The sequence below is a fragment of the Erwinia sp. PsM31 genome (genome assembly GCF_030433775.1).
Classification (GTDB): Bacteria; Pseudomonadota; Gammaproteobacteria; order Enterobacterales; family Enterobacteriaceae; genus Erwinia; species Erwinia aeris.
Window position 1 is genome coordinate 1 of the sequence record NZ_JARUWZ010000022.1, and the last position, 19418, is coordinate 19418.

Annotated in this window: 21 protein-coding genes; 8 read left to right on the plus strand and 13 right to left on the minus strand. The window is 56.3% G+C overall.

Annotated elements, in window-relative coordinates:
• Positions 1-354: 354 nt before the first annotated feature.
• Entirely contained in the window at positions 355-1479 is a 1125-nt protein-coding gene (locus tag QCD69_RS15865) for an alkene reductase (protein WP_253454624.1), read from the plus strand.
• 14 nt (positions 1480-1493) lie between these two features.
• The gene (locus tag QCD69_RS15870) at positions 1494-1808 is read left to right on the plus strand and encodes an ArsR/SmtB family transcription factor (protein ID WP_253454623.1); all 315 of its coding nucleotides are present in this window, start codon (positions 1494-1496) and stop codon (positions 1806-1808) included.
• Position 1809: 1 nt separating this feature from the next.
• Here the strand turns inward: QCD69_RS15870 and mdtG are convergent, their stop codons facing one another.
• From mdtG to QCD69_RS15885, 3 genes are all read right to left on the minus strand, one after another.
• Positions 1810-3036 carry a multidrug efflux MFS transporter MdtG gene (gene mdtG / locus QCD69_RS15875; RefSeq protein ID WP_253454622.1) on the minus strand — a complete coding sequence of 409 codons (1227 nt, stop codon included), beginning with the start codon at positions 3034-3036 and terminating at the stop codon, positions 1810-1812.
• Between the two features lie 134 nt (positions 3037-3170).
• Positions 3171-4091 (minus strand): Kdo(2)-lipid IV(A) acyltransferase, encoded by a 921-nt coding sequence (locus QCD69_RS15880; protein ID WP_301252704.1) that lies wholly within the window; start codon positions 4089-4091, stop codon positions 3171-3173.
• 154 nt (positions 4092-4245) lie between these two features.
• The gene (locus QCD69_RS15885; protein WP_253454620.1) at positions 4246-5340 is read right to left on the minus strand and encodes an NADH:flavin oxidoreductase/NADH oxidase; all 1095 of its coding nucleotides are present in this window, start codon (positions 5338-5340) and stop codon (positions 4246-4248) included.
• 212 nt (positions 5341-5552) lie between these two features.
• Here QCD69_RS15885 and trhO point away from each other — a divergent pair, with 212 nt between their 5' ends.
• Both trhO and proP read left to right on the plus strand, forming a co-directional pair.
• Entirely contained in the window at positions 5553-6605 is a 1053-nt protein-coding gene (gene trhO / locus QCD69_RS15890) for an oxygen-dependent tRNA uridine(34) hydroxylase TrhO (RefSeq protein WP_253454619.1), read from the plus strand.
• A gap of 458 nt (positions 6606-7063) precedes the next feature.
• On the plus strand, positions 7064-8530 hold the full coding sequence (gene proP, locus QCD69_RS15895; protein ID WP_301252705.1) for a glycine betaine/L-proline transporter ProP: 1467 nt from the start codon (positions 7064-7066) through the stop codon (positions 8528-8530).
• A gap of 81 nt (positions 8531-8611) precedes the next feature.
• Here proP and solA read toward each other — a convergent pair whose 3' ends face one another.
• From solA to grxB, 7 genes are all read right to left on the minus strand, one after another.
• On the minus strand, positions 8612-9718 hold the full coding sequence (solA, locus tag QCD69_RS15900) for an N-methyl-L-tryptophan oxidase (RefSeq protein WP_301252706.1): 1107 nt from the start codon (positions 9716-9718) through the stop codon (positions 8612-8614).
• A gap of 123 nt (positions 9719-9841) precedes the next feature.
• Entirely contained in the window at positions 9842-10096 is a 255-nt protein-coding gene (gene bssS, locus QCD69_RS15905) for a biofilm formation regulator BssS (RefSeq protein ID WP_125290802.1), read from the minus strand.
• Between the two features lie 239 nt (positions 10097-10335).
• Positions 10336-10581 (minus strand): hypothetical protein, encoded by a 246-nt coding sequence (locus QCD69_RS15910; RefSeq protein ID WP_253454615.1) that lies wholly within the window; start codon positions 10579-10581, stop codon positions 10336-10338.
• Positions 10582-10721: 140 nt separating this feature from the next.
• Positions 10722-10967 carry a DNA damage-inducible protein I gene (gene dinI / locus QCD69_RS15915; protein ID WP_125290800.1) on the minus strand — a complete coding sequence of 82 codons (246 nt, stop codon included), beginning with the start codon at positions 10965-10967 and terminating at the stop codon, positions 10722-10724.
• 68 nt (positions 10968-11035) lie between these two features.
• On the minus strand, positions 11036-12082 hold the full coding sequence (gene pyrC / locus QCD69_RS15920; protein ID WP_301252707.1) for a dihydroorotase: 1047 nt from the start codon (positions 12080-12082) through the stop codon (positions 11036-11038).
• A gap of 201 nt (positions 12083-12283) precedes the next feature.
• The gene (locus QCD69_RS15925) at positions 12284-12847 is read right to left on the minus strand and encodes a lipoprotein (RefSeq protein WP_301252709.1); all 564 of its coding nucleotides are present in this window, start codon (positions 12845-12847) and stop codon (positions 12284-12286) included.
• Positions 12848-12988: 141 nt separating this feature from the next.
• Positions 12989-13636 carry a glutaredoxin 2 gene (grxB, locus tag QCD69_RS15930; protein ID WP_253454612.1) on the minus strand — a complete coding sequence of 216 codons (648 nt, stop codon included), beginning with the start codon at positions 13634-13636 and terminating at the stop codon, positions 12989-12991.
• A gap of 258 nt (positions 13637-13894) precedes the next feature.
• Here grxB and rimJ point away from each other — a divergent pair, with 258 nt between their 5' ends.
• The 4 genes from rimJ to murJ all read left to right on the plus strand — a co-directional run bounded on the left by rimJ (position 13895) and on the right by murJ (position 17712).
• Positions 13895-14491 carry a ribosomal protein S5-alanine N-acetyltransferase gene (rimJ, locus tag QCD69_RS15935; protein ID WP_125290796.1) on the plus strand — a complete coding sequence of 199 codons (597 nt, stop codon included), beginning with the start codon at positions 13895-13897 and terminating at the stop codon, positions 14489-14491.
• Positions 14491-15132, plus strand: a complete 642-nt coding sequence (locus QCD69_RS15940) for a DUF480 domain-containing protein (RefSeq protein WP_253454611.1) — start codon at positions 14491-14493, stop codon at positions 15130-15132. Before rimJ ends, QCD69_RS15940 begins: the two co-directional genes overlap by 1 nt.
• 1 nt (position 15133) lies before the next feature.
• The gene (locus QCD69_RS15945) at positions 15134-16051 is read left to right on the plus strand and encodes a Gfo/Idh/MocA family protein (RefSeq protein ID WP_253454610.1); all 918 of its coding nucleotides are present in this window, start codon (positions 15134-15136) and stop codon (positions 16049-16051) included.
• 122 nt (positions 16052-16173) lie between these two features.
• Positions 16174-17712: a murein biosynthesis integral membrane protein MurJ gene (gene murJ, locus QCD69_RS15950; protein WP_253454609.1), complete on the plus strand. Its 1539-nt coding sequence runs from the start codon at positions 16174-16176 to the stop codon at positions 17710-17712.
• A gap of 87 nt (positions 17713-17799) precedes the next feature.
• On the opposite strand, the gene flgN is transcribed toward murJ, so the two are convergent.
• The 3 genes from flgN to flgA form a co-directional block, all read right to left on the minus strand.
• A complete protein-coding gene (gene flgN / locus QCD69_RS15955; protein ID WP_125290792.1) occupies positions 17800-18231 on the minus strand; it encodes a flagellar export chaperone FlgN in 432 nt (143 codons plus the stop codon).
• Between the two features lie 8 nt (positions 18232-18239).
• Complete coding sequence (gene flgM / locus QCD69_RS15960) at positions 18240-18533, minus strand: flagellar biosynthesis anti-sigma factor FlgM (RefSeq protein WP_125290791.1); 294 nt, start codon at positions 18531-18533, stop codon at positions 18240-18242.
• Positions 18534-18635: 102 nt separating this feature from the next.
• On the minus strand, positions 18636-19301 hold the full coding sequence (flgA, locus tag QCD69_RS15965) for a flagellar basal body P-ring formation chaperone FlgA (RefSeq protein ID WP_253454608.1): 666 nt from the start codon (positions 19299-19301) through the stop codon (positions 18636-18638).
• Between the last annotated feature and the right edge of the window lie 117 nt (positions 19302-19418).

The window sequence follows — 19418 nt, forward strand, 5'->3', positions numbered from 1 at the left end:
CGGTGCTCAGAGAAGCCTGTGATTTGTTCAGGTTGTTCTGAGTGGTCAGGGACATGATGTTAGTATTGATAACGGACATAATCGTTTCCTTAAAGTTTAACCAGGGTTCGGATACGGCGCCAGGATGCCCGTCACCGTCTGTATTATTTATCGTCACACCCTGAAAAAACTTTAAACAGTTTTAGCATAAAACCTGCACAAAACGGCTTATTCCTCCACATACGAACGATATCAATGGGTTACCCGGATGATTGGCTGAAGCATCGCTAATATTTCATCAACAGCACAAAATGAATTTACACATTTAAATGTTTAAATATAATAGCGGCTCTTATTACCTGAGCGAGTGGAATCATGAGCAAGCAAACCCTGTTTACGCCTTTGCAAATTGGCGATCTGACCTTACGTAACCGTATCGTGCTGCCGCCGCTGACGCGTTGCCGCAGCGACCAGCCGGGCAACGTGCCGGGCGAGATGATGGTGGACTACTACCGCCAGCGCGCCAGCGCCGGTTTTATGATCACGGAAGGCACGCAGATTGAACCGCGCGGGCAGGGCTACGCCTGGACGCCAGGTATCCACAGCGCGGAGCAGATTGCGGGCTGGAAAAAGGTCACCGCAGCCGTCCATCAGGAAGGCGGAACAATTTTTTGCCAGCTGTGGCATGTGGGACGCGTTTCACATAGCGAACTGCAACCGGGCAAGCAGCCGCCGGTGGCGCCGTCTGCCGTGCCTGCAACGGGCGTACGCGTCTTTATCGAAACCGGACCGGGCGAAGGCATCCTGACCGCGCCGGATGCGCCGCGCGAACTGACCACCGCCGAAGTCAAAGAGATTGTCGAGCTGTACCGCACGGCGGCGCAAAACGCGAAGGAAGCCGGGTTTGACGGCGTTGAGCTGCATTCAGCCAACGGCTACCTGATCAATCAGTTTATTTCCGAACACAGCAATTTCCGCACCGATGAATATGGCGGCTCGCTGGAAAACAGGCTGCGCTTCCTGAAAGAAGTTACCGAAGCGGTCAGTTCCGTGTTTGGCAGCCATCGCGTCGGGGTACGCTTTGCACCGCTGTTTACCAGTACGGATGAAGAGCGGGTTTACCTGGGCCTGGTGGAAAGCGATCCGCAGACTACCTACACCGTAGCGGCAGAGATGCTGAATACGCTTGAGATCGGTTATCTGTCAATCGCAGAAGCCGACTGGGATAACAGCCCCGATCTGCCGGAAACCTTCCGCATTGCGCTGCGTAAAGCCTGGCGCGGGCCAATTATCTATTCCGGCCGCTACACCCAGGAAAAGGCAGAACACGTGCTGCAACAGGGCTGGGGCGATCTGTTTGGCTTTGGCAGAACCTTTATCGCCAACCCGGATCTGCCGGAACGCTTTCGCCACGGCTATCCGCTGAACGCCGTGGATGCCGCTTCGCTATATGGCGGCACGCGTAAAGGGTATACTGACTATCCTTTTTACGGTTCCTGATTTTGTGAGGCTGGATGACCCCTGAAAACGCGATGAAGCTGCTGGCCAATCCGACACGCATGGCCGTGCTGGCCTGGCTGAAAAACCCTGATGAAGCCTTTGCCGGCTATAGCCAGCTGTATGACTTCGACCGTTACGGGGTGTGCGCCAGCCTGATTCAGGACAAGGCGGGCTTATCGCAGCCCGCCACCTCGCTCTGCCTGAAGGTGCTTCAGGAAGCGGGCCTGCTGGAGGCGAGCAAAGTCGGCAAGTGGACCTACTATCGCCGCTGCGAGCCGCGTATCCGCGAGCTTGCCGACACGATAGGTAATTTCCTGGGCGCGTTATAGTTTACGCGTCCGGTCTCGTCACGCGGCGGCGCAGCGTCCGCCATGAGTAAACCGCATTGAAAAGCACGATGGCGGCCGTCACGATAAACACCGCACGAAACCCCCAGTGAGCCGAAACCACCGCGCCCATCAGCGGCCCGGTAACGTTGCCAATATCGCGAAATGACTGGTTATAGCTAAAGATACGTCCGGCGACGCTATTGCTGACGTTATAGATCAGCAGCGTCTGTACCGCGGGCAGCAGCGCGCCGTCGGCCGCGCCCAGCAGAAAACGCAGGATCCCCAGTTGCAAAGGGGTCTGCACCAGCGACATCGGGATCAGTAGCAGCACGGAAACCACCAGCATGGCGATAAGAATACGCTCAGGCCCGATACGGTCGCCCAGTTTACCCAGCCGGGGCGCGCTGAGCAGCGCAGCGACGCCGGGCACCGAGGCAATCATTCCGCTGACAAACGCCAGATTCTGGATATCGCCAGCCAGATCCCGCACGTAGAGCGTCAGAATAGGCGCGATAGATCCGGTAGCAACCTGAATAATCAGCGTGGTGACAAACAGCGCCAGCACCAGCTTCGGCCGTTTTAAAGAGCTAAAAACGTCACGGGCGTGCAGCATATCTTTCTTCTGTACCGGCACGAAGGTTTCGCGGATAGCAAACAGCGTCATCAGGAAACAGAGAAACAGCACGGCGGCGGTAATAAAGAACACCGGGCGCAGGCCAAAGCTGTCGGCCAGCAATCCGCCAATCAGTGGGCCGATCAATGCGCCGCTAACCGCGCCCGTCGACAGCCAGCCCAGCGCCCAGCCGCTTCGCTTCCGCGGCACCTGAGTCGCTATCAGCGCGTTGGCATTGGGCACAAAACCGCCCAGCAGACCTAACAACGCCCGCAGCGCCAGAAACTGCCAGATGGAGGTGGCCATCCCCATCAGCACCATCACTATCGCCATGCCAAGCGCCGACCGCAACAGCATGATTTTGCGGCCTTTACGATCGGCCAGCCCGCCCCAGAATGGCGACGCGACAGCGGAAAACAAAAAGGTAATGCTGAATACCACCCCCGACCAAAGATTCAGCGACTGCGGATCGGTTACGCCAAGCTGCTCGACGTAAAGCGGCAGAAAGGGCATCACGAGGCTGAAGGCGACGCCGGTCAGAAAACAGCCGCACCAGGCGACAAAGAGGTTTTTTTGCCAGTTAATCGGGGAAGGGGAAGCATCGGTCACAGCCATAAGCGCAGCCTGGTCAGTTTGTTAGCAGACTAAGTATGCGCCTAAAGCGCACGACTTAATAGCACCCGCCGGGGAAAACGCGGGAGGATTGAGCCGTGGTTGAGAAACGGGCGGGGTCGGTTCCGCCCGGAGCATCAATACAGAGAGGGTTCGCCTGCGGGGCGCGTTTTAAAGCGGCGGTGCAGCCACATATACTGCTCCGGCGCCATCAGCACGCCGTGCTCGACGACTTTATTCATTCGCGCGGCGGTAGCAGCTTCATCATCCAGCGGCATATTCTCTTCCGCCGGCAGGATCACCATCTCATAGCCTCTGCCGTGCGGTAAGCGACGCGGCACAAAAGGGATCACGGCGGGCTGGCCGCTGCGGATCAGCAGATAGCTGCCTTTGGTGGAAGCCGCTTTTTCCACGCCGAAAAAGGGCACGAACACGCTGCTTTTTGGGCCGTAGTCATGATCGGGCGCGTACCAGATAATATCGCCGTTTTTCAGCGCGCGGATCATGCCTTTCAGATCCTTGCGATCCAACATGCTTTTATTGGATCGCATTCTGCCCCAGGTTTGCAGCCAGTCCAGCAGCGCGTTGTCGTTAGGACGATAAACGCCGATACCGGGATTATGGATGCCGAAGATGCGGGCGCCCAGTTCCAGGGTCAGAAAATGCATCCCGATCAGCAGCACGCCTTTGCCTTCCTGATGCGCTTTGTCGATATGCTCCAGACCGCTGACCTGAAACCATTTGCTGATGCGCCAGTCGGGCCAGAACCAGGCCATGCCGGTTTCGATTAAGCCCATGCCGACGGATTCGAAGTTGCGAACCACCATCGCCTCGCGCTCCGCTTCCGGCATTTCAGGGAAGCAAAGTTCCAGATTGCGTCGGGCTACCGCCACGCGGCGAGTGATAAAACGCATGGAAAGACGACCCAGGCCGCAACCGAGGCGATAGAGCACGGGATAGGGCAACAGCACCAGCACGTAGAGCAGACCAATACCCAACCAGGTAAACCAATAACGGGGATGCAACAAAGCGCGCGAAAACTGAGGCAGCTGAGTCATGAGTTTCCAGATCGTAAAAAAGGGGCACCATTATGCTGCCCGGGATTTATTATTTATGACCTATTGTGCCATTTTTTGACAGCGAACTGAAATAATGCGTTGAGATTCAGAAGGTTTAAACACCAGCGCGCGGGCGCGCGCTGGTTAACAGGGACTACGAATTAAACAGCCCTTTGACTTCATGGGGTTCGCAACGCCAGTATTGCTCTGGCGCGTCCACCTTCGCACCCAGCTCGGCGGCGGCATGCCACGGCCAGCGCGGGTTATAAAGCATACCGCGAGCCAGCGCGACCATATCCGCTTCACCTTCCACCAGCACCGCTTCCGCTTGGCGCGGTTCGGTAATCAGCCCGACCGCAATCACCGGGATGGCGACTTCTTTTTTAATCGCCGCAGCGAAAGGCACCTGATAGTTCGGGCCGACGGTGATTTTCTGCTGCGGTGCCAGGCCGCCGCTGGACACGTGGATATAGGCACAGCCTTCCGCCTCCAGCGCTTTGCTCAGCGCGATGGACTGCGCCAGATCCCAGCCGCCGTCTACCCAGTCGGTAGCGGAAATACGCACGCCAACCGGCTTGTCTGCCGGGAATACGCGACGCACCTCGCGGAACACTTCCAGCGTCAGGCGCATACGGTTTTCCAGCGAGCCGCCGTACTGGTCTTCGCGCTTGTTGGAAAGCGGTGACAGGAACTGATGCAGCAGATAGCCATGCGCGGCGTGAACTTCCACCAGATCCAGACCAAGGCGATCGGCACGAACAGCGCTGTCGACGAAGGCCTGTTTGATCTCTTCAATACGTTCGAGCGTGAGCGCAACCGGCGCGTTATCGTCATCGCTGAAAGGCACCGCAGAAGGCGCGGAGGTCTGCCAACCGCCCTGTTCCGGCTGCAGGAAACCGCCGCCGCGCCATGGCACATCGGTAGAGGCTTTGCGGCCGGCATGGGCCAGCTGGATACCAATCGGCATCGTGGAATAGCTGCGTACATCCTGCAGCACGCTGCCCAGCGCCTGTTCGGTTTCGTCATCCCACAGGCCTAAATCCTGCGGCGTAATGCGGCCGGCGGCTTCAATGGCCGCCGCTTCGACAATCAGCAGGCCGGCGCCGGAGAGCGCCAGATGACCCAGATGAATGCGGTGCCAGGCGGTGGCTTTGCCGTGCTCGGCGGAGTACTGGCACATCGGTGCGATGGCGATACGGTTCTTAAGCGTTAACTTGCCCAGCTCGATTGGGGTAAATAGCTGACTCATGCAATATCTCCGTAAAAAATTAAGTCGGAACAGGCTAACTATAGGCGGATTTTTTTGTGATGTTGGTCCGGATATGCTTTTCCGCCTGTTGCAAGGCTCTAACTTTCCTGAGACAAATTTTTTACGCTGCGTCCCGATTTTGGTTTGCTTCTGGCGCTATTCAGGTATGATATCGCCCGCAAAATTTCTCAAAAGTCGCAGGAACGTACACCATGCCAGTGTTACATAACCTTGTTTCTAATGAAGAGCTGAAAGCGCGGATGCTGGCCGAGACCGAGCCGCGTACCACAGTCTCTTTTTACAAGTATTTCACCATCACCGATCCCAAAGCGTTTCGTGACGCGCTCTATATCGCCTTAACCAAACTGAAAGTGTTTGGTCGCGTTTACGTCGCCGCAGAAGGGATCAATGCGCAAATCAGCGTGCCGGCCAGCAATTATGAAGCGATGAAGACGATGCTTTACGCTTTCGACCCGGCGCTGGATAACCTGCGAATGAATATAGCGCTCGACGATGACGGAAAATCGTTCTGGGTGCTGCGTCTGAAAGTGCGCGAGCGCATCGTTGCTGACGGCATCGCAGACGAAACCTTCGATGCCAGCGACGTCGGCGGCTACCTGAAAGCGGGCGAGGTCAACGCCATGCTGGACGATCCGGATGCGGTCTTTGTCGATATGCGCAACCACTACGAGTATGAAGTCGGGCACTTTGACAACGCGCTGGAAATCCCGGCGGATACCTTCCGCGACCAGCTGCCGATGGCCGTGGATATGCTGCAGGACAGCAAAGATAAAAAAATTGTGATGTACTGCACCGGCGGGATCCGCTGTGAAAAGGCGAGCGCCTGGATGCGGCACAACGGTTTTGAGAACGTCTATCACATTGAAGGCGGCATTATCGAATACGCGCGTCGCGCACGCGAGCAGGGGCTGCCGGTACGCTTCAAGGGCAAAAACTTTGTTTTTGATGAGCGCATGGGCGAACGTATTTCCGATGATGTTATTGCGCATTGCCATCAGTGCGGCACGGCCTGCGATACGCACGTTAACTGCAAAAACGACGGCTGCCATCTGCTGTTTATTCAGTGCGCCAGCTGTGCGGAAAAGTATCACGACTGCTGTAGCCCAATCTGTATGGAAGAGCTGGCGCTGGCGCCGGAAGAACAGCGGGCGCGTCGCGCCGGTCGGGAAAACGGCAATAAAATTTTCAACAAGTCGCGCGGCTTGCTGAATATGACGCTAAAAATCCCAACGCCCGATAACTGAGTGACCGTCAGGCAGCATTCAGGGCCGGTTTTACCGGCCTTTTTTGCTCTTTCAGCCGGTAACGGCGGCAATTCCCTGTTTTCTCACTTTTTTGCCTCGCTAACATTGCGCTAACGTTTTGTTGTCTACATATAGTTACAACATACTGAAAGCCCGTAAAGAATGTCAATCTCAGCAGTCAGTAGCGCATCAGCACGGCTTTTTCAGGCAGGGCGTCCTGCTGCCTTCCGGCCCCACAACGCGATACGCACAGTATTAAAATGGCTATTACAGCAATTTCTGTCACAAACTTGATAAAAAGAAGACTGTCGTATAGAGTAAATTCCCGTAAAGAAACGTTTTTAAGCGCCGTACTTTTAATCTTCGCTGCTTTATAGCTTTCATTCCCTTCTTTCTCTACAGGCTCCACCGGCAACGAAAGCTATGATGCTGCCAGTCATTCTCATTAAGGGGACTGCATGAGCACGCACTCAGAAAACAGACATAAAAAGCACTTCTGGCAGAAAAAACAGAAAGAACTCACCGTAGACGATATCACCATCGTGGATAACGACATGCTGAAGCGTGCCGTAGGCGCAGCCGCGCTCGGTAACGCGATGGAATGGTTCGACTTCGGCGTCTACAGCTATCTGGCCGTGACTATTGGTAAGGTCTTCTTCCCCGGCGGCAGTTCGGCGGCCCAGCTGCTTGCCGCCTTTGGTGCCTTTGCGGCAGCCTTTGTGGTGCGTCCTATCGGTGGGCTGGTGTTCGGGCCGCTGGGCGATAAAGTTGGACGGCAGAAAGTGCTGGCCGTCACCATGATTATGATGGCTATCGGTACCTTCTGTATCGGCCTGATCCCCAGCTATGACAGCATCGGTATTCTTGCGCCAATTCTGCTGCTGGTCGCTCGCCTGGTGCAGGGCTTCTCCACCGGCGGTGAATATGGCGGCGCGGCGACTTTTATCGCCGAATACTCTACCGATAACCGTCGCGGCTTTATGGGTAGCTTCCTGGAGTTCGGCACGTTAGGCGGCTATCTGCTCGGCGCAGGGCTGGTCACCGGCCTGACGGCGGCGATGCCGGAGGCGACGCTACTGGACTGGGGCTGGCGTATTCCGTTCTTTATCGCCGCGCCGCTGGGGCTGTTTGGTCTCTATGTCCGTCTGAAGCTGGAAGAAACTCCGGCGTTCCAGAAGCATATGGAAAAGCAGGACGCGCTGGAACACAGCAAGCCGCGTCTGACGCTGCTGCAAATGCTGAGCAAATATCGCGCCCAGATGCTGAAATGTATTGGCCTGGTGCTGCTGTTTAACGTCTCCAACTACATGCTGACCTCCTATATGCCAAGCTACCTGACCGGTATCCTCGGCCTGAGCGAGATGAGCAGCCTGCTGCTGATCCTGGTGGTGATGTTTGTGATGATGCCGCTGACGCTGTTTTCCGGGCACTGGAACGATCGCCTGGGCCGTCGTCCGGTTATTTTAAGCGGCGCTATCGGCCTGATTGTGCTGGCTATCCCAAGCATGATGCTGATTGGTTCCGGTAATATGTGGCTGGTGTTTGCCGGGCTGATCATCCTTGGCGTGCTGCACACCTGCTTTAGCGGCTCGATGCCGGCCACGCTGCCTGCGCTGTTTGCCACGGATATTCGCTATAGCGCGCTGGCGATCGGCTTTAACCTGTCCGTTTCGCTGTTTGGCGGCACCACGCCGCTGATTACTACCTGGCTGGTGGAAACGACGCATAACCTGATGATGCCGGCTTACTATCTGATGGGCGCTGGCGCAATCGGCGTGATCACCGTCTTTACCATGCGTGAAACGGCACGTAAGCCGCTGACCGGTTCAGCGCCTGCGGTTGGCAGCGAAGCGGAAGCGCACAAGCTGGTGAAAAAACTCCGTCTGCGTCAGCAAAAGAAAGATGCGGCGGCGTCGGTTAAATAATATTTCTCGCCGTTATCAGATGACGGCTGGAAATAATTAGCGTTATGGAAAGGCGGCATTTAACGATGCCGCCTTTTTTATTTATAAGCGGGAAAGTGAGAAGGGCGTTAAATCAAATTCTGCGGTTTTTCCCTGAGCAAATTGCGCGGCGATTTCACCCAATACCGTGGCGAATTTAAATCCGTGTCCGCTTAGCCCGCTAATAATCAACCTGTCTGCTCCCAGCGTATCGATAATAAAATCTTCGTCCGCCGTATTATCGTAGGTACAGGCTTCACCACGCAGGCAAACGCCTACGCCGGGTAAAAACTGTCGTAAAAATCCGAAGAGTTCGCTGCCGTCTTCAGCAACGGCGCCAAAAGGCTTACGTTGTTCCGGCGCGCTAATCGGCTGACCGCCGTTGTGCTTGCCGATTTTGATCGCGTTGTTTTCAGCAGGAAATCCATAAAAATGGGTGCCGTCCGGCATTTCCACGGCAAACGCGGGAAACTTATTATTTTCACTGTAGCGGCCGTCCGCCTGATGCCAGGCAAAGACTTTTCTGACAGGGGTGACGGGCAGTTCCGGCAGCAGCGTTTTGATCCAGGTTCCGGCGCTCAGCAGCAGCTTTTTGCCCCGGAAGGCGCCTTCCGGGGTCTGGACGACTTGCAGGCCGTCACGCTCCTCCAGCCCGGTGACCGCGCAGTTAAACAGCTGCGCGCAGCCCGCTTCTTTGCACAGGCGGATCAGGTGACGAATAGCCAGTTCGGATTTCAGATAGCCGGACTGCGGCTCGTAAATCCCCGTATAGTTTTCAGGGACGGCCAGCTGCGGCCAGCGCCGCATGGCATCTTCACCGCTGAAGATCTCCACCGGCAGGCTATAGGTTTCGGCGCTCTGCCGCACGTTGCGGATAAATTCGGAACGATCAGGCGCAAGATTCAGCACGCCGCTGCGCTGCATAATTCGCTCGCCGCACTGCTGCTCCAGCTCGTCCCACAGCTGCTGAGCGCGCAATACCATCGGCACGTAGCGGGCGCCTTCGCCGTAAGCGTGGCGAATTAAACGCGTGTCTCCATGATGGCTGCCTTCGCGATGGGGCGGATGCGCCCGATCGATCATCAGGACATTCAGTCCCGCCTGGGTGGCGTACCAGCCGGCCGCTGCACCTACCGAGCCGCTGCCCACCACAATTAAGTCATAAACCATCAGTACCTGGCTCCATCGGTTATACAGGCAGGCAGAATAGCAAAATGCGGCTGGAATGAAAAAAAATGCGGCAGAAATGAAAAAGGCACCCATCTGGGTGCCTTCAGGTCAACGCGGACGAAATTAGTGCTTTTTGTAGTCGCGATCCTGATATTCAGTAGCTTCTATCTTCGCTATGCCAGCTTCGAGAATGGAGATAAATTGTCTGGCAACATCGGTGGTCAGCCAGTAGGTCTGGCCCACTTCAGCTTCATCGTCTGGCTGTTCATTTGATGAAAGTGAATGCAGACGGATCATCATAGCATCGTAGCTGTCTACGGTACTGATATCCCACCCAACGAGGGGATGTGTCTGGATAACCTCTTTGTTTCTGTCCATTATAACCCCCTTATTACTCGTGTTAACAATGACAACGAAGTGATTTATCGAGGTTCAATGCGGCTTTTTTTCATAGAACAGGAAAATTATAACAGAAATTCCAATGTTCGCAGAATGAAATGTCGATCTGAGCCGATTGCCTTTAATTGTTACGGGATTGCGTACGCAGAAACTAAGAGCGGGTGCTCCCGATATAATAAATATCGGCAGCGAAATAACAATACTTGAGTAAATATTATTCACCCGGCTCGTTTGGCTAACTCATCGGCCAGCGCGGCGAAGTGCTGCCGCTTATTTTCATCATAATCTGAACGGGTCGCTTCCAGACGAAGCTTGTCGACCAGCCGCAGCGCGGCCTGTTCATCCAGGCACAAAGAGAGAGAGGAGAAAGCAACTTCCAGCACGCTCAGGCGGCGCTGTTGATCGGCGATCAGCGCCAGCAGCTCGCCAAACGTCATCGCTTCTTCAGGATTTTCAACATTCATGGCAGACCTCTTAGCCAGCGGCAGCAACGCATATTTGGTCACTCTACTATAGCCAGATTCCGTCAGGAGCAAAGAGGGGAGAAAAGAAAAAAGCCGGACGGCGAAGCCCGGCAAAAAACGGAAAGACCACGGGACGTCGATCAGTCGGTGATAAACCAGTCGTCGGCGCTTTCCCAGGTTTCCTGCAGGATATCGGTAATCTGGTCTTTTGCCTCTTTACCGCCGCCCATCACCGTCAGATTATTGGCTGCGGCGTAGCGTACCGAAACGCTGTGGGCGGATTCAGGAAATTGTTTGTCGATTCGCTTGCTCAGCTCGGCGCTCAGCGCATCGATGGCGCCAGCGGGCAGCGAGGTGGTTCTTGCTACAGTGACTTCAATACGCATAAAAGCCTCCGATGAATTCACTGTGAATATATACAGTAAGATCGGCGGAAGCAATCATTTTGTCTGAATTACAGCTCGACGCGCCAGTTCAGCGTTTCGCCAGCCAGGAAAGGCACCAGCGTGTCTTCGCCCAGCATGACGCTCTCCGGCACCGTCCACGGCTGACGCACCAGCTTCAGCGTGCCTTCATTCAGCGGCAGGCCGTAGAAGCGCGGGCCGTTCTCGGAACAGAACGCGGCGAAATGCGCCAGCGCGCCCAGCTCTTCAAACACGGTGGCGTAGGCGGGCAGGGAAGAAGGGGCATTAAACACGCCTGCACAGCCGCAGCTGGCCTCCTTACGATGACGCAGGTGCGGCGCGGTGTCCGTTCCCAAAAAGAAGCGTTCGTGGCCGCTGGCGACCACTTTGCGCAGTGCTTCCTGATGCACGTTGCGCTTCAGGATGGGCAGACAGTAAAGATGCGGACGCACGCCGCCCACCAGCATATGGTTACGGTTGAACATCAGGTGCTGCGGGGTGATGGTAGCACCAAGCAGATGATTGCCTTCCTGAACGTACTCAGCGGCTTCTTTGGTGGTGATATGCTCAAAAACCACTTTCAGCGCCGGATAGCGTTTGCGCAACGGCTCCATCACGGTTTCGATAAAGCGTGCCTCGCGATCGAAAATATCGATGTGCGCATCGGTCACTTCGCCGTGGATCAACAGCGGCATGCCGATTTTCTGCATCCGCTCCAGCACGGTGGCGATGGCATCGATATTGGTCACGCCGTGGCTGGAATTGGTGGTCGCATGGGCGGGATAAAGTTTGGCAGCGGTAAACACGCCTTCGCTAAAGCCTTTCTCGACCTCGTCCGCAGCCAGCGAATCGGTCAGATAACAGGTCATCAGCGGCGTAAAACGGTGGCCTTCCGGCACGGCGGCCAGGATGCGATCGCGATAGGCCACGGCGGCGGCTACGCTGACAATCGGCGGCACCAGATTAGGCATAACGATTGCCCGACCGTTGACCTCGCTGGTGAAGGGCAGCACGGTTTTCAGCATCTCATCGTCTCGCAGATGGATATGCCAGTCGTCAGGGCGGCGGATAATAAGTTGCTGAGGGTGTGCAGTCATGAACAGGCTCCGGCAGAAGTGAAATCGTATGGCGCGATTTGGCCGGGTATCAAGGATAAAGGGAAAGCCAAACGTTTGCACCTGCTTTATGAGGGCGGCAGCGAAATGGGCCAGGGTTTCCCATAGCGTTTGCACCTGCTTTATAAAGGCGGCGGAGAAATAAATCAGGGTTTCCCGCAGCAATTGGGAAACCCTGAGGTGTTAATCAGTAAATGGGATCACCAGCTCGCCAGGCTTCACTACCAGACCTTTAGCGAAACGCTTCGCCATCGACTCCGCCTTGCTGCGATCGGTGCTGAGCAGGTAAGCCGGCTTCTGATTGAAATACTCTTTCAGCGACTGATTCAGGTAGGGCGTCAGCGTATTCAGCACGCCCTGCATTTTCGCGGGCTGCGCCTGGACGTCGGTCAGCTGCATATCTTTCAGGAAGATTGCCCCCTTTTCCTTATCGAAAACAGGCTGCGCCTTCATGGTCAGCAGCATTTCCGCGTGCTGTGGGCCGAACAGCGAGCTGATGTCCACGGTAGCTTTACCGGTCAGCGTGACTTTGTCCGCCTCTTCGCGTCCGATTTTGCTGTTGAGATCGGTCAGGACAATATGGGCATCGATCAGCCCGGCCACGCCAATCTGCTTTTCATAATTATTATGCTTTTGCAGCGCCTGGTTTACTTCCTGCTCGCTGACGGAATATTGAGTCAGCTTGTTGCAGCCCGCCAGGCTCAGCGCCAGCATCAGGGCCATCGCGCCCCGCATAAGATTGTTCATAGTGCTCCTCGTCACGTTATGACGTCAGTTACCCCTTCTGACGCGCAGCGATAGCTTGCCCGACAAATGACAAAGAGTCACCCGGCTGGTGGGAAAAGTTGTGACGAAATAAGGCGGGGCCGTGAAAACGGCCCCGGAAGATCAGGCAGCCACGGAAGAAAGCAGATTGATCTGCGTCTGTTTCGCCATATTGTCGCGATAGTCAGCCACGCGGCTGGGATAGTCGACGCCCGCTACCAGGGTCAGGGAACGCAGCACCGGGAAAAGGTGGATATCATCCAGCGACAGCTCGCCGTTCACCGCGTTGGGCTTCACAATCAGCTTGTCGAGCTTGCGCAGATCGTCATTGATATTTTTAATAAAGCCTGCGGAATGCTGCCTCAGCTCGTCAAAGCTGCCGACGCTGGCTTCTTTTTTCTCCGTGAAGTAGCGGCGCGCTTCGGGCGTGGCGAACTCGGCAAAGGATGCCGTGGCGATGCGAGGCAGCAGCAGCTTGTTCAGATAGCTGTTAACGTGACGCAGCCAGTCGCTGATCGCGGGATTAGGACGGCCCGTCAGCAGCGGCTCGCCGTCGCTTTTATCAACAAAGGCGACGATATCCAGGCTTTCCGGCATGCAGCTGCCGTCTTCTTTCATCAGGATCGGCGCCATTTTTTGTCCGATCAGCTTCTTCGGCGTTTCTTCATCGTCATTCAGCATCACCACCAGTTCGACCGGCAGGTTTTTCAGGCCAAAGATCATGCGTGCCTTTACGCAGAACGGACAGTGTTCGTAAATAAACAGTTTCAAAAGTGCCTCCTTACAGCGATAAAGGTAACGGCAAATACCATTAACCTTCTTAATGTATGCAGGGAGTATGGAAGAGAACGGCTGACAGGGCAAACCGGTGCGCCAGCTATCGTGCGTTTCAGCCGTTTCCGCCATTCACAACGGGAATATTTCCCGGCATTATTTTACCCGACTGCAATCAGGCGGTTATAGTAAAAAGACGTGCCGTCGACGCAACGCGGCGCTTTTATTTATGATCGGCTGAATTCAGGAGAGAAGATGTTTGGCTATCGTTCCGCAGCCCCTAAAGTGCGCCTGACTACCGACAGGCTGGTCGTGCGCCTGGTACACGAGAGAGACGCCTGGCGTCTGGCGGATTACTATGCGGAAAACCGGGCATTTCTTAAGCCCTGGGAGCCGATTCGGGATGAAAGCCACTGCTATCCTTCCGGCTGGCAGGCGCGGCTGGGGCTGATCACCGATATGCATAAGCAGGGCAACGCCTACTATTTTGCGGTGATGGATCCGGACGAAAACGAAGTGCGCGGCGTGGCCAACTTCAGTAACGTGGTGCGCGGCTCGTTTCACGCCTGCTATCTGGGCTATTCGCTGGGGCAGAAATGGCAGGGACAGGGCATGATGTTCGAGGCGCTCCAGTCGGCTATTCGTTATATGCAGCGCCAGCAACATATGCACAGAATTATGGCGAACTACATGCCGCATAATCAGCGCAGCGGCAACTTACTGGCCCGGCTCGGCTTTGAAAAAGAGGGCTATGCCAAAGACTATCTGCTGATAGACGGACGCTGGCAGGATCACGTGCTGACCGCGCTGACCGCCAGAGAATGGACACCCGAACGACGTGGACCTCTTTGATGAAAATTCTTCTTTCGCCCGTTGAGGCGCGCATTATTGGCTGCCTGCTGGAAAAGCAGGTGACGACGCCCGATCAGTATCCCATGTCGTTGAACGGCGTGGTCACGGCCTGTAACCAGAAATCGAACCGCGAACCCGTGATGACGCTGGCTGAAACCGGCGTGCAGGATGCGCTGGACATGCTGGCGAAAAAGCATTTGGTTACCTCGTTTAGCGGATCCGGCCAGAGAGTGGTGAAATATGAGCACCGCTTCTGCAACAGCGAGTTCGGCCAGCTCAAATTTTCTGCCGCAGAGCTGGCGCTGGTGGCTACTTTGCTGCTGCGCGGCCCGCAAACGCCGGGCGAACTGCGCACGCGCAGCGCCCGGCTGCATGAATTTGCCGATATGGCTGAGCTTGAGCGGACGCTGGAAAATCTTGCCGCGCGCGAGGACGGCCCCTTTGTCGTCCGGCTGGCGCGTGAGCCAGGCAAGCGGGAAAGCCGCTATATGCATCTGTTCAGCGGCGAGGTGGATGAGGCCGCGTTGCCCGCCTCTTCAGACGCACCAGAAAGCGGCGATTTGACAGAAAGAGTGGCGGAACTCGAGCGCCAGATGGCGGAAATGCAGCGGCAGCTGGCTCAATTGCTGAAAGGATCCTGATATGACGTTGCGTATAGGTATGGTGGGGCTGGGCAATATTGCGCAGAAAGCCTGGCTTCCGGTGCTGGCTGACGCGCAGGGCTGGCGGCTGGCGGGCGCGTTTTCCCCTAATCAGCAGAAGGCCCGCCCTATTTGCGACAGCTGGCGTATTCCTCTTTATGCCACGCTGGATGGATTGATTAACGACTGTGACGCGATCTTTGTGCATACCTCAACCGCCACGCACTTCAGCATCGTTAAACAGCTGCTGCTGGCGGGCAAGGATGTCTGCGTCGATAAACCGCTGGCGGCAACGCTTGCCGAAGCCGAACAGCTGGTGGCGCTGGCGCAGCAGCGTGGCCGCAAGCTGATGGTGGCGTTCAACCGCCGCTTTGCGCCTCGCTATCTGCAGCTAAAAGCGCTGGGCGGTCTGGCCTCGCTGCGCATGGACAAACACCGCAGCGACAGCGTCGGCCCGCGCGATCTCTTTTTTACGCTGCTGGACGATTATCTGCACGTCGTGGATACCGCGCTGTGGCTCGGTGGCGGCGGGGCGACACTGCAAAGCGGTACGCTGCTGACCAATGACGACGGCGAAATGCTCTATGCCGAGCACCATTTTCAGGTCGACAAGCTGCAAATCACCACCAGTATGCACCGTCGGGCGGGCACCCAGCGCGAATCGGTGATGGCGATAGCGGACGGCAGCGTCTGGCAGGTTGACGATATGCGGGAGCTACGGCAGGAAACGGCCGGTCGCCTCGTTATCGATCCCGTTCCAGGCTGGCAGAGCACGCTGGAGCAGCGTGGGTTTGCTGGCGCGGCGCGCCATTTTATCGACTGCGCGCAAAATCAGACTATGCCGCAAACCTCCGGCGAGCAGGCGCTGGCGGCGCAGCGCGTCATTGAAAAGCTCTGGCGCGACAGCGACAGGGAATAATGCTGTAACAATAGGATGTGGTTATTTCACGGCATATCAGTAGACTATGCCAGCTTTCGCGCCGTCTGAAGCGGCCGGATGATAACCGTGGCGCGCCACCTCCTTTAAAAGAATCGAAGATCATGAACCTGTTGAAATCCCTGGCAGCGGTCAGCTCGATGACCCTGTTTTCTCGCGTGCTGGGCTTTGCGCGCGATGCCATCGTGGCAAGAGTGTTCGGCGCGGGAATGGCAACCGACGCCTTCTTTGTCGCCTTTAAACTGCCGAACCTGCTGCGCCGCATCTTTGCCGAAGGCGCCTTTTCTCAGGCCTTTGTGCCGATCCTCGCGGAGTACAAAAGCAAGCAGGGCGAGGAGGCGACGCGGGTGTTTATCGCCTACGTCTCGGGGCTGTTAACGCTGGCGCTGGCGATTATTACCGTGGCCGGGATGTTTGCCGCGCCCTGGGTGATTTTAGTGACCGCGCCCGGCTTTGCCGATACGGCCGACAAGTTTGCGCTGACTTCAGCGCTGCTGCGCGTCACCTTTCCCTATATCATGCTGATTTCGCTGGCCTCGCTGACGGGCGCGATCCTGAATACCTGGAACCGCTTTTCCGTGCCGGCCTTTGCGCCGACGCTGCTGAACATCAGCATGATCGGCTTTGCGCTGTTCGCGGCCCCGCATTTCCACCCGCCGGTGATGGCGCTGGCCTGGGCCGTGGTGGTCGGCGGCGTCTTACAGCTGGGCTATCAGCTGCCGCATTTAAAGAAAATTGGCATGCTGGTGCTGCCGCGCCTTAACCTGAAGGATGCGGGCGTCTGGCGGGTGATGCGCCAGATGGGGCCAGCGATCCTGGGCGTGTCCGTCAGCCAGATTTCCTTGATTATCAACACTATTTTCGCTTCATTTCTGGTTTCCGGTTCCGTTTCCTGGATGTACTACGCCGACCGCCTGATGGAGTTTCCTTCCGGGGTGCTGGGCGTGGCGCTGGGCACCATTTTGCTGCCCTCGCTGGCCAAAAGCTTCGCCAGCAATAATCACGATGAATATAACCGTCTGATGGACTGGGGACTGCGCCTCTGCTTCGTGCTGGCGCTGCCAAGCGCGGTTGCACTGGGGATCCTCGCTAAGCCGCTGACCGTCGCGCTGTTTCAGTATGGGAAATTCTCCGCGTTTGACGCGGCCATGACCCAGCGCGCGCTGGTCGCCTATTCGGTCGGCCTGATGGGGCTGATCGTGGTGAAAATCCTGGCGCCGGGCTTTTATTCGCGGCAGGACATCAAAACGCCGGTCAAAATCGCCATCGTGACGCTGATTATGACGCAGGTAATGAACCTGGCCTTTATCGGCCCGCTGAAACATGCCGGTTTGTCGCTGTCGATTGGTCTGGCGGCCTGTCTGAACGCCGCGCTGCTTTACTGGCAGCTGCGCAAACAGAAAATATTTCTGCCACAGCCTGGCTGGTTCAGCTTTTTGCTGCGTTTGGTTATCGCGGTTATCGCTATGGCGGCCGCGCTGGCAGGGATGATGTGGGTCATGCCGGAATGGGCGCAGGGCAATATGCTGATGCGTTTGCTGCGTCTGGCGGCGGTCTGCGCCGTTGGCGGCGGCGTCTACTTTGCGGTGCTGGCGCTGCTGGGCTTCCGCGTTAAGGATTTCGCCCGCACTACGGCCATATAAAGCAAAACCCCGTTGCAAAACGGGGTTTTTAGCTTCTGCACTCAATAAAACGCAAACCCCGGCGCAGGCCGGGGTAGTGACGGCGCTTTATACCTTACGGCTGATAAAGCCGCTTGAAGTTGCCTGGCCGTTCGGGCCATAAAACTTCTGGGTCTGATAGGGCTTTAATACCTCAATCGCCTTTTCCGTAAAGGTGATTTGATGGTTAAGCAACATCCCGTTATGCAAATTAGTATCGCGCAGTTTTACCGTCTGCTCCTGTAGTGCAGCCCAGCGACGAGCCATTTCCGGCTGACCGCTGTAGGGCGCGTGGAAGCCCGCTTCTTTCTCCGCATCGCGGCGCAGCTGCTCAAGGAAATTGAGCGTGGCCAGCAGCGAACTTTTATCTTCCGTAATACGTTGCAGCAGGCTGCTGTTGATCTGACCGCTCGAGAGCTGTTGTTGCTCTGCCGCCATTACGTCAGACAGACTTTTCAGGACTTCCAGCATTTTATCGAGCGCGTTCAACAGTTTAGTCATTTACCTGATTAACCTTTTAAAGAGTCTTTGGCTTGCTGGATCAGGGCGTCGGCGATTTTGCCGGTGTCCATTTTCAGTTCGCCGTTACGGATGGCGGTCTTCAGCTGCTCAACGCGCGCGGTATTAATATCCTGCGAGCTGGATTTAGTCAGCTGTGACTGTGCGCCGCTCAGTACCACCTGGGTACCTGATTCGGTTGTTTTTGTCTCTACCTTCTGCGCCTTCGGCGTAGCCATTTCAGGAAGATCGCGAGGCTGCACGGTACTGGCCGGCTTCATAGGTTGAGTTCTGTCAATGCTCATAATCTGGCTCCAGTTTGCTCAGGCAAATAGCGGCCTGAATTGCTCAAGTGTATTACGTCTGTTATTTACACTATCGGCAGAGATGAAGCCATCTTTAACGCTTTACAACGATATAAGAATATTCCCATCGGAGCCGACTTTCCCGCTCACAATCTGCCCTGAATTCATACGTACTCTGACCGGCTGCGCCGCCGTGGCGTTGTTCATGGCGCGGCCCTCGCTGGCGACGTTAAAACCGTCTCCGCTGGCGATAACATTGACGTTGTCGCCGGCCTTCACGCGCCACGGCTGGCGCACCATCATCATCGTCAGCGGCTGGCCGGGCACGATGTCCCGCAGCGCGACAGCGTCGGCCACGTCGGCCATATTGATCACCGCACGCGCCGGCAGCGTATCCAGACGGCCATGCACCACTTTTAAATCGTCCGCGGTCAGCGCGGTACCGCGCACGACCTGACGAGCCGCCACCAGATAATCGCCTTCAACCTGCACCTGTACCTGTAGATAGCGCCGGTTCTGGCCACAGTTGGCGGCCACGCTCATGTTGCCCCACATCCGGCTATTGCCCGGTAAGGAAAATTGCGGTGCATCACAGGCGGGCCACTGCCCCTGCGGCGTTTTCACTACCACGCTCAGGGTATCGGCACCCTGGCCGGTTTCCCCATAGCGGGCTTTAAAAAATTGATTGAGCTGGGCCGTCAGGTCGGCGGCGCTGGCGCTAACCGTTGCCAGACTCAGACTCATCAGGAAGAGAGTCAACACACGCATATTTTTCATCCTCGCTGCAACATGGCGACGATTCTACGCACGGGGCCGCAAAGTCAAGGCGCAAATTAACGACGCTTTTTAGCGCTATTCTGCCGATCGGATTAATCCTAACCCGCT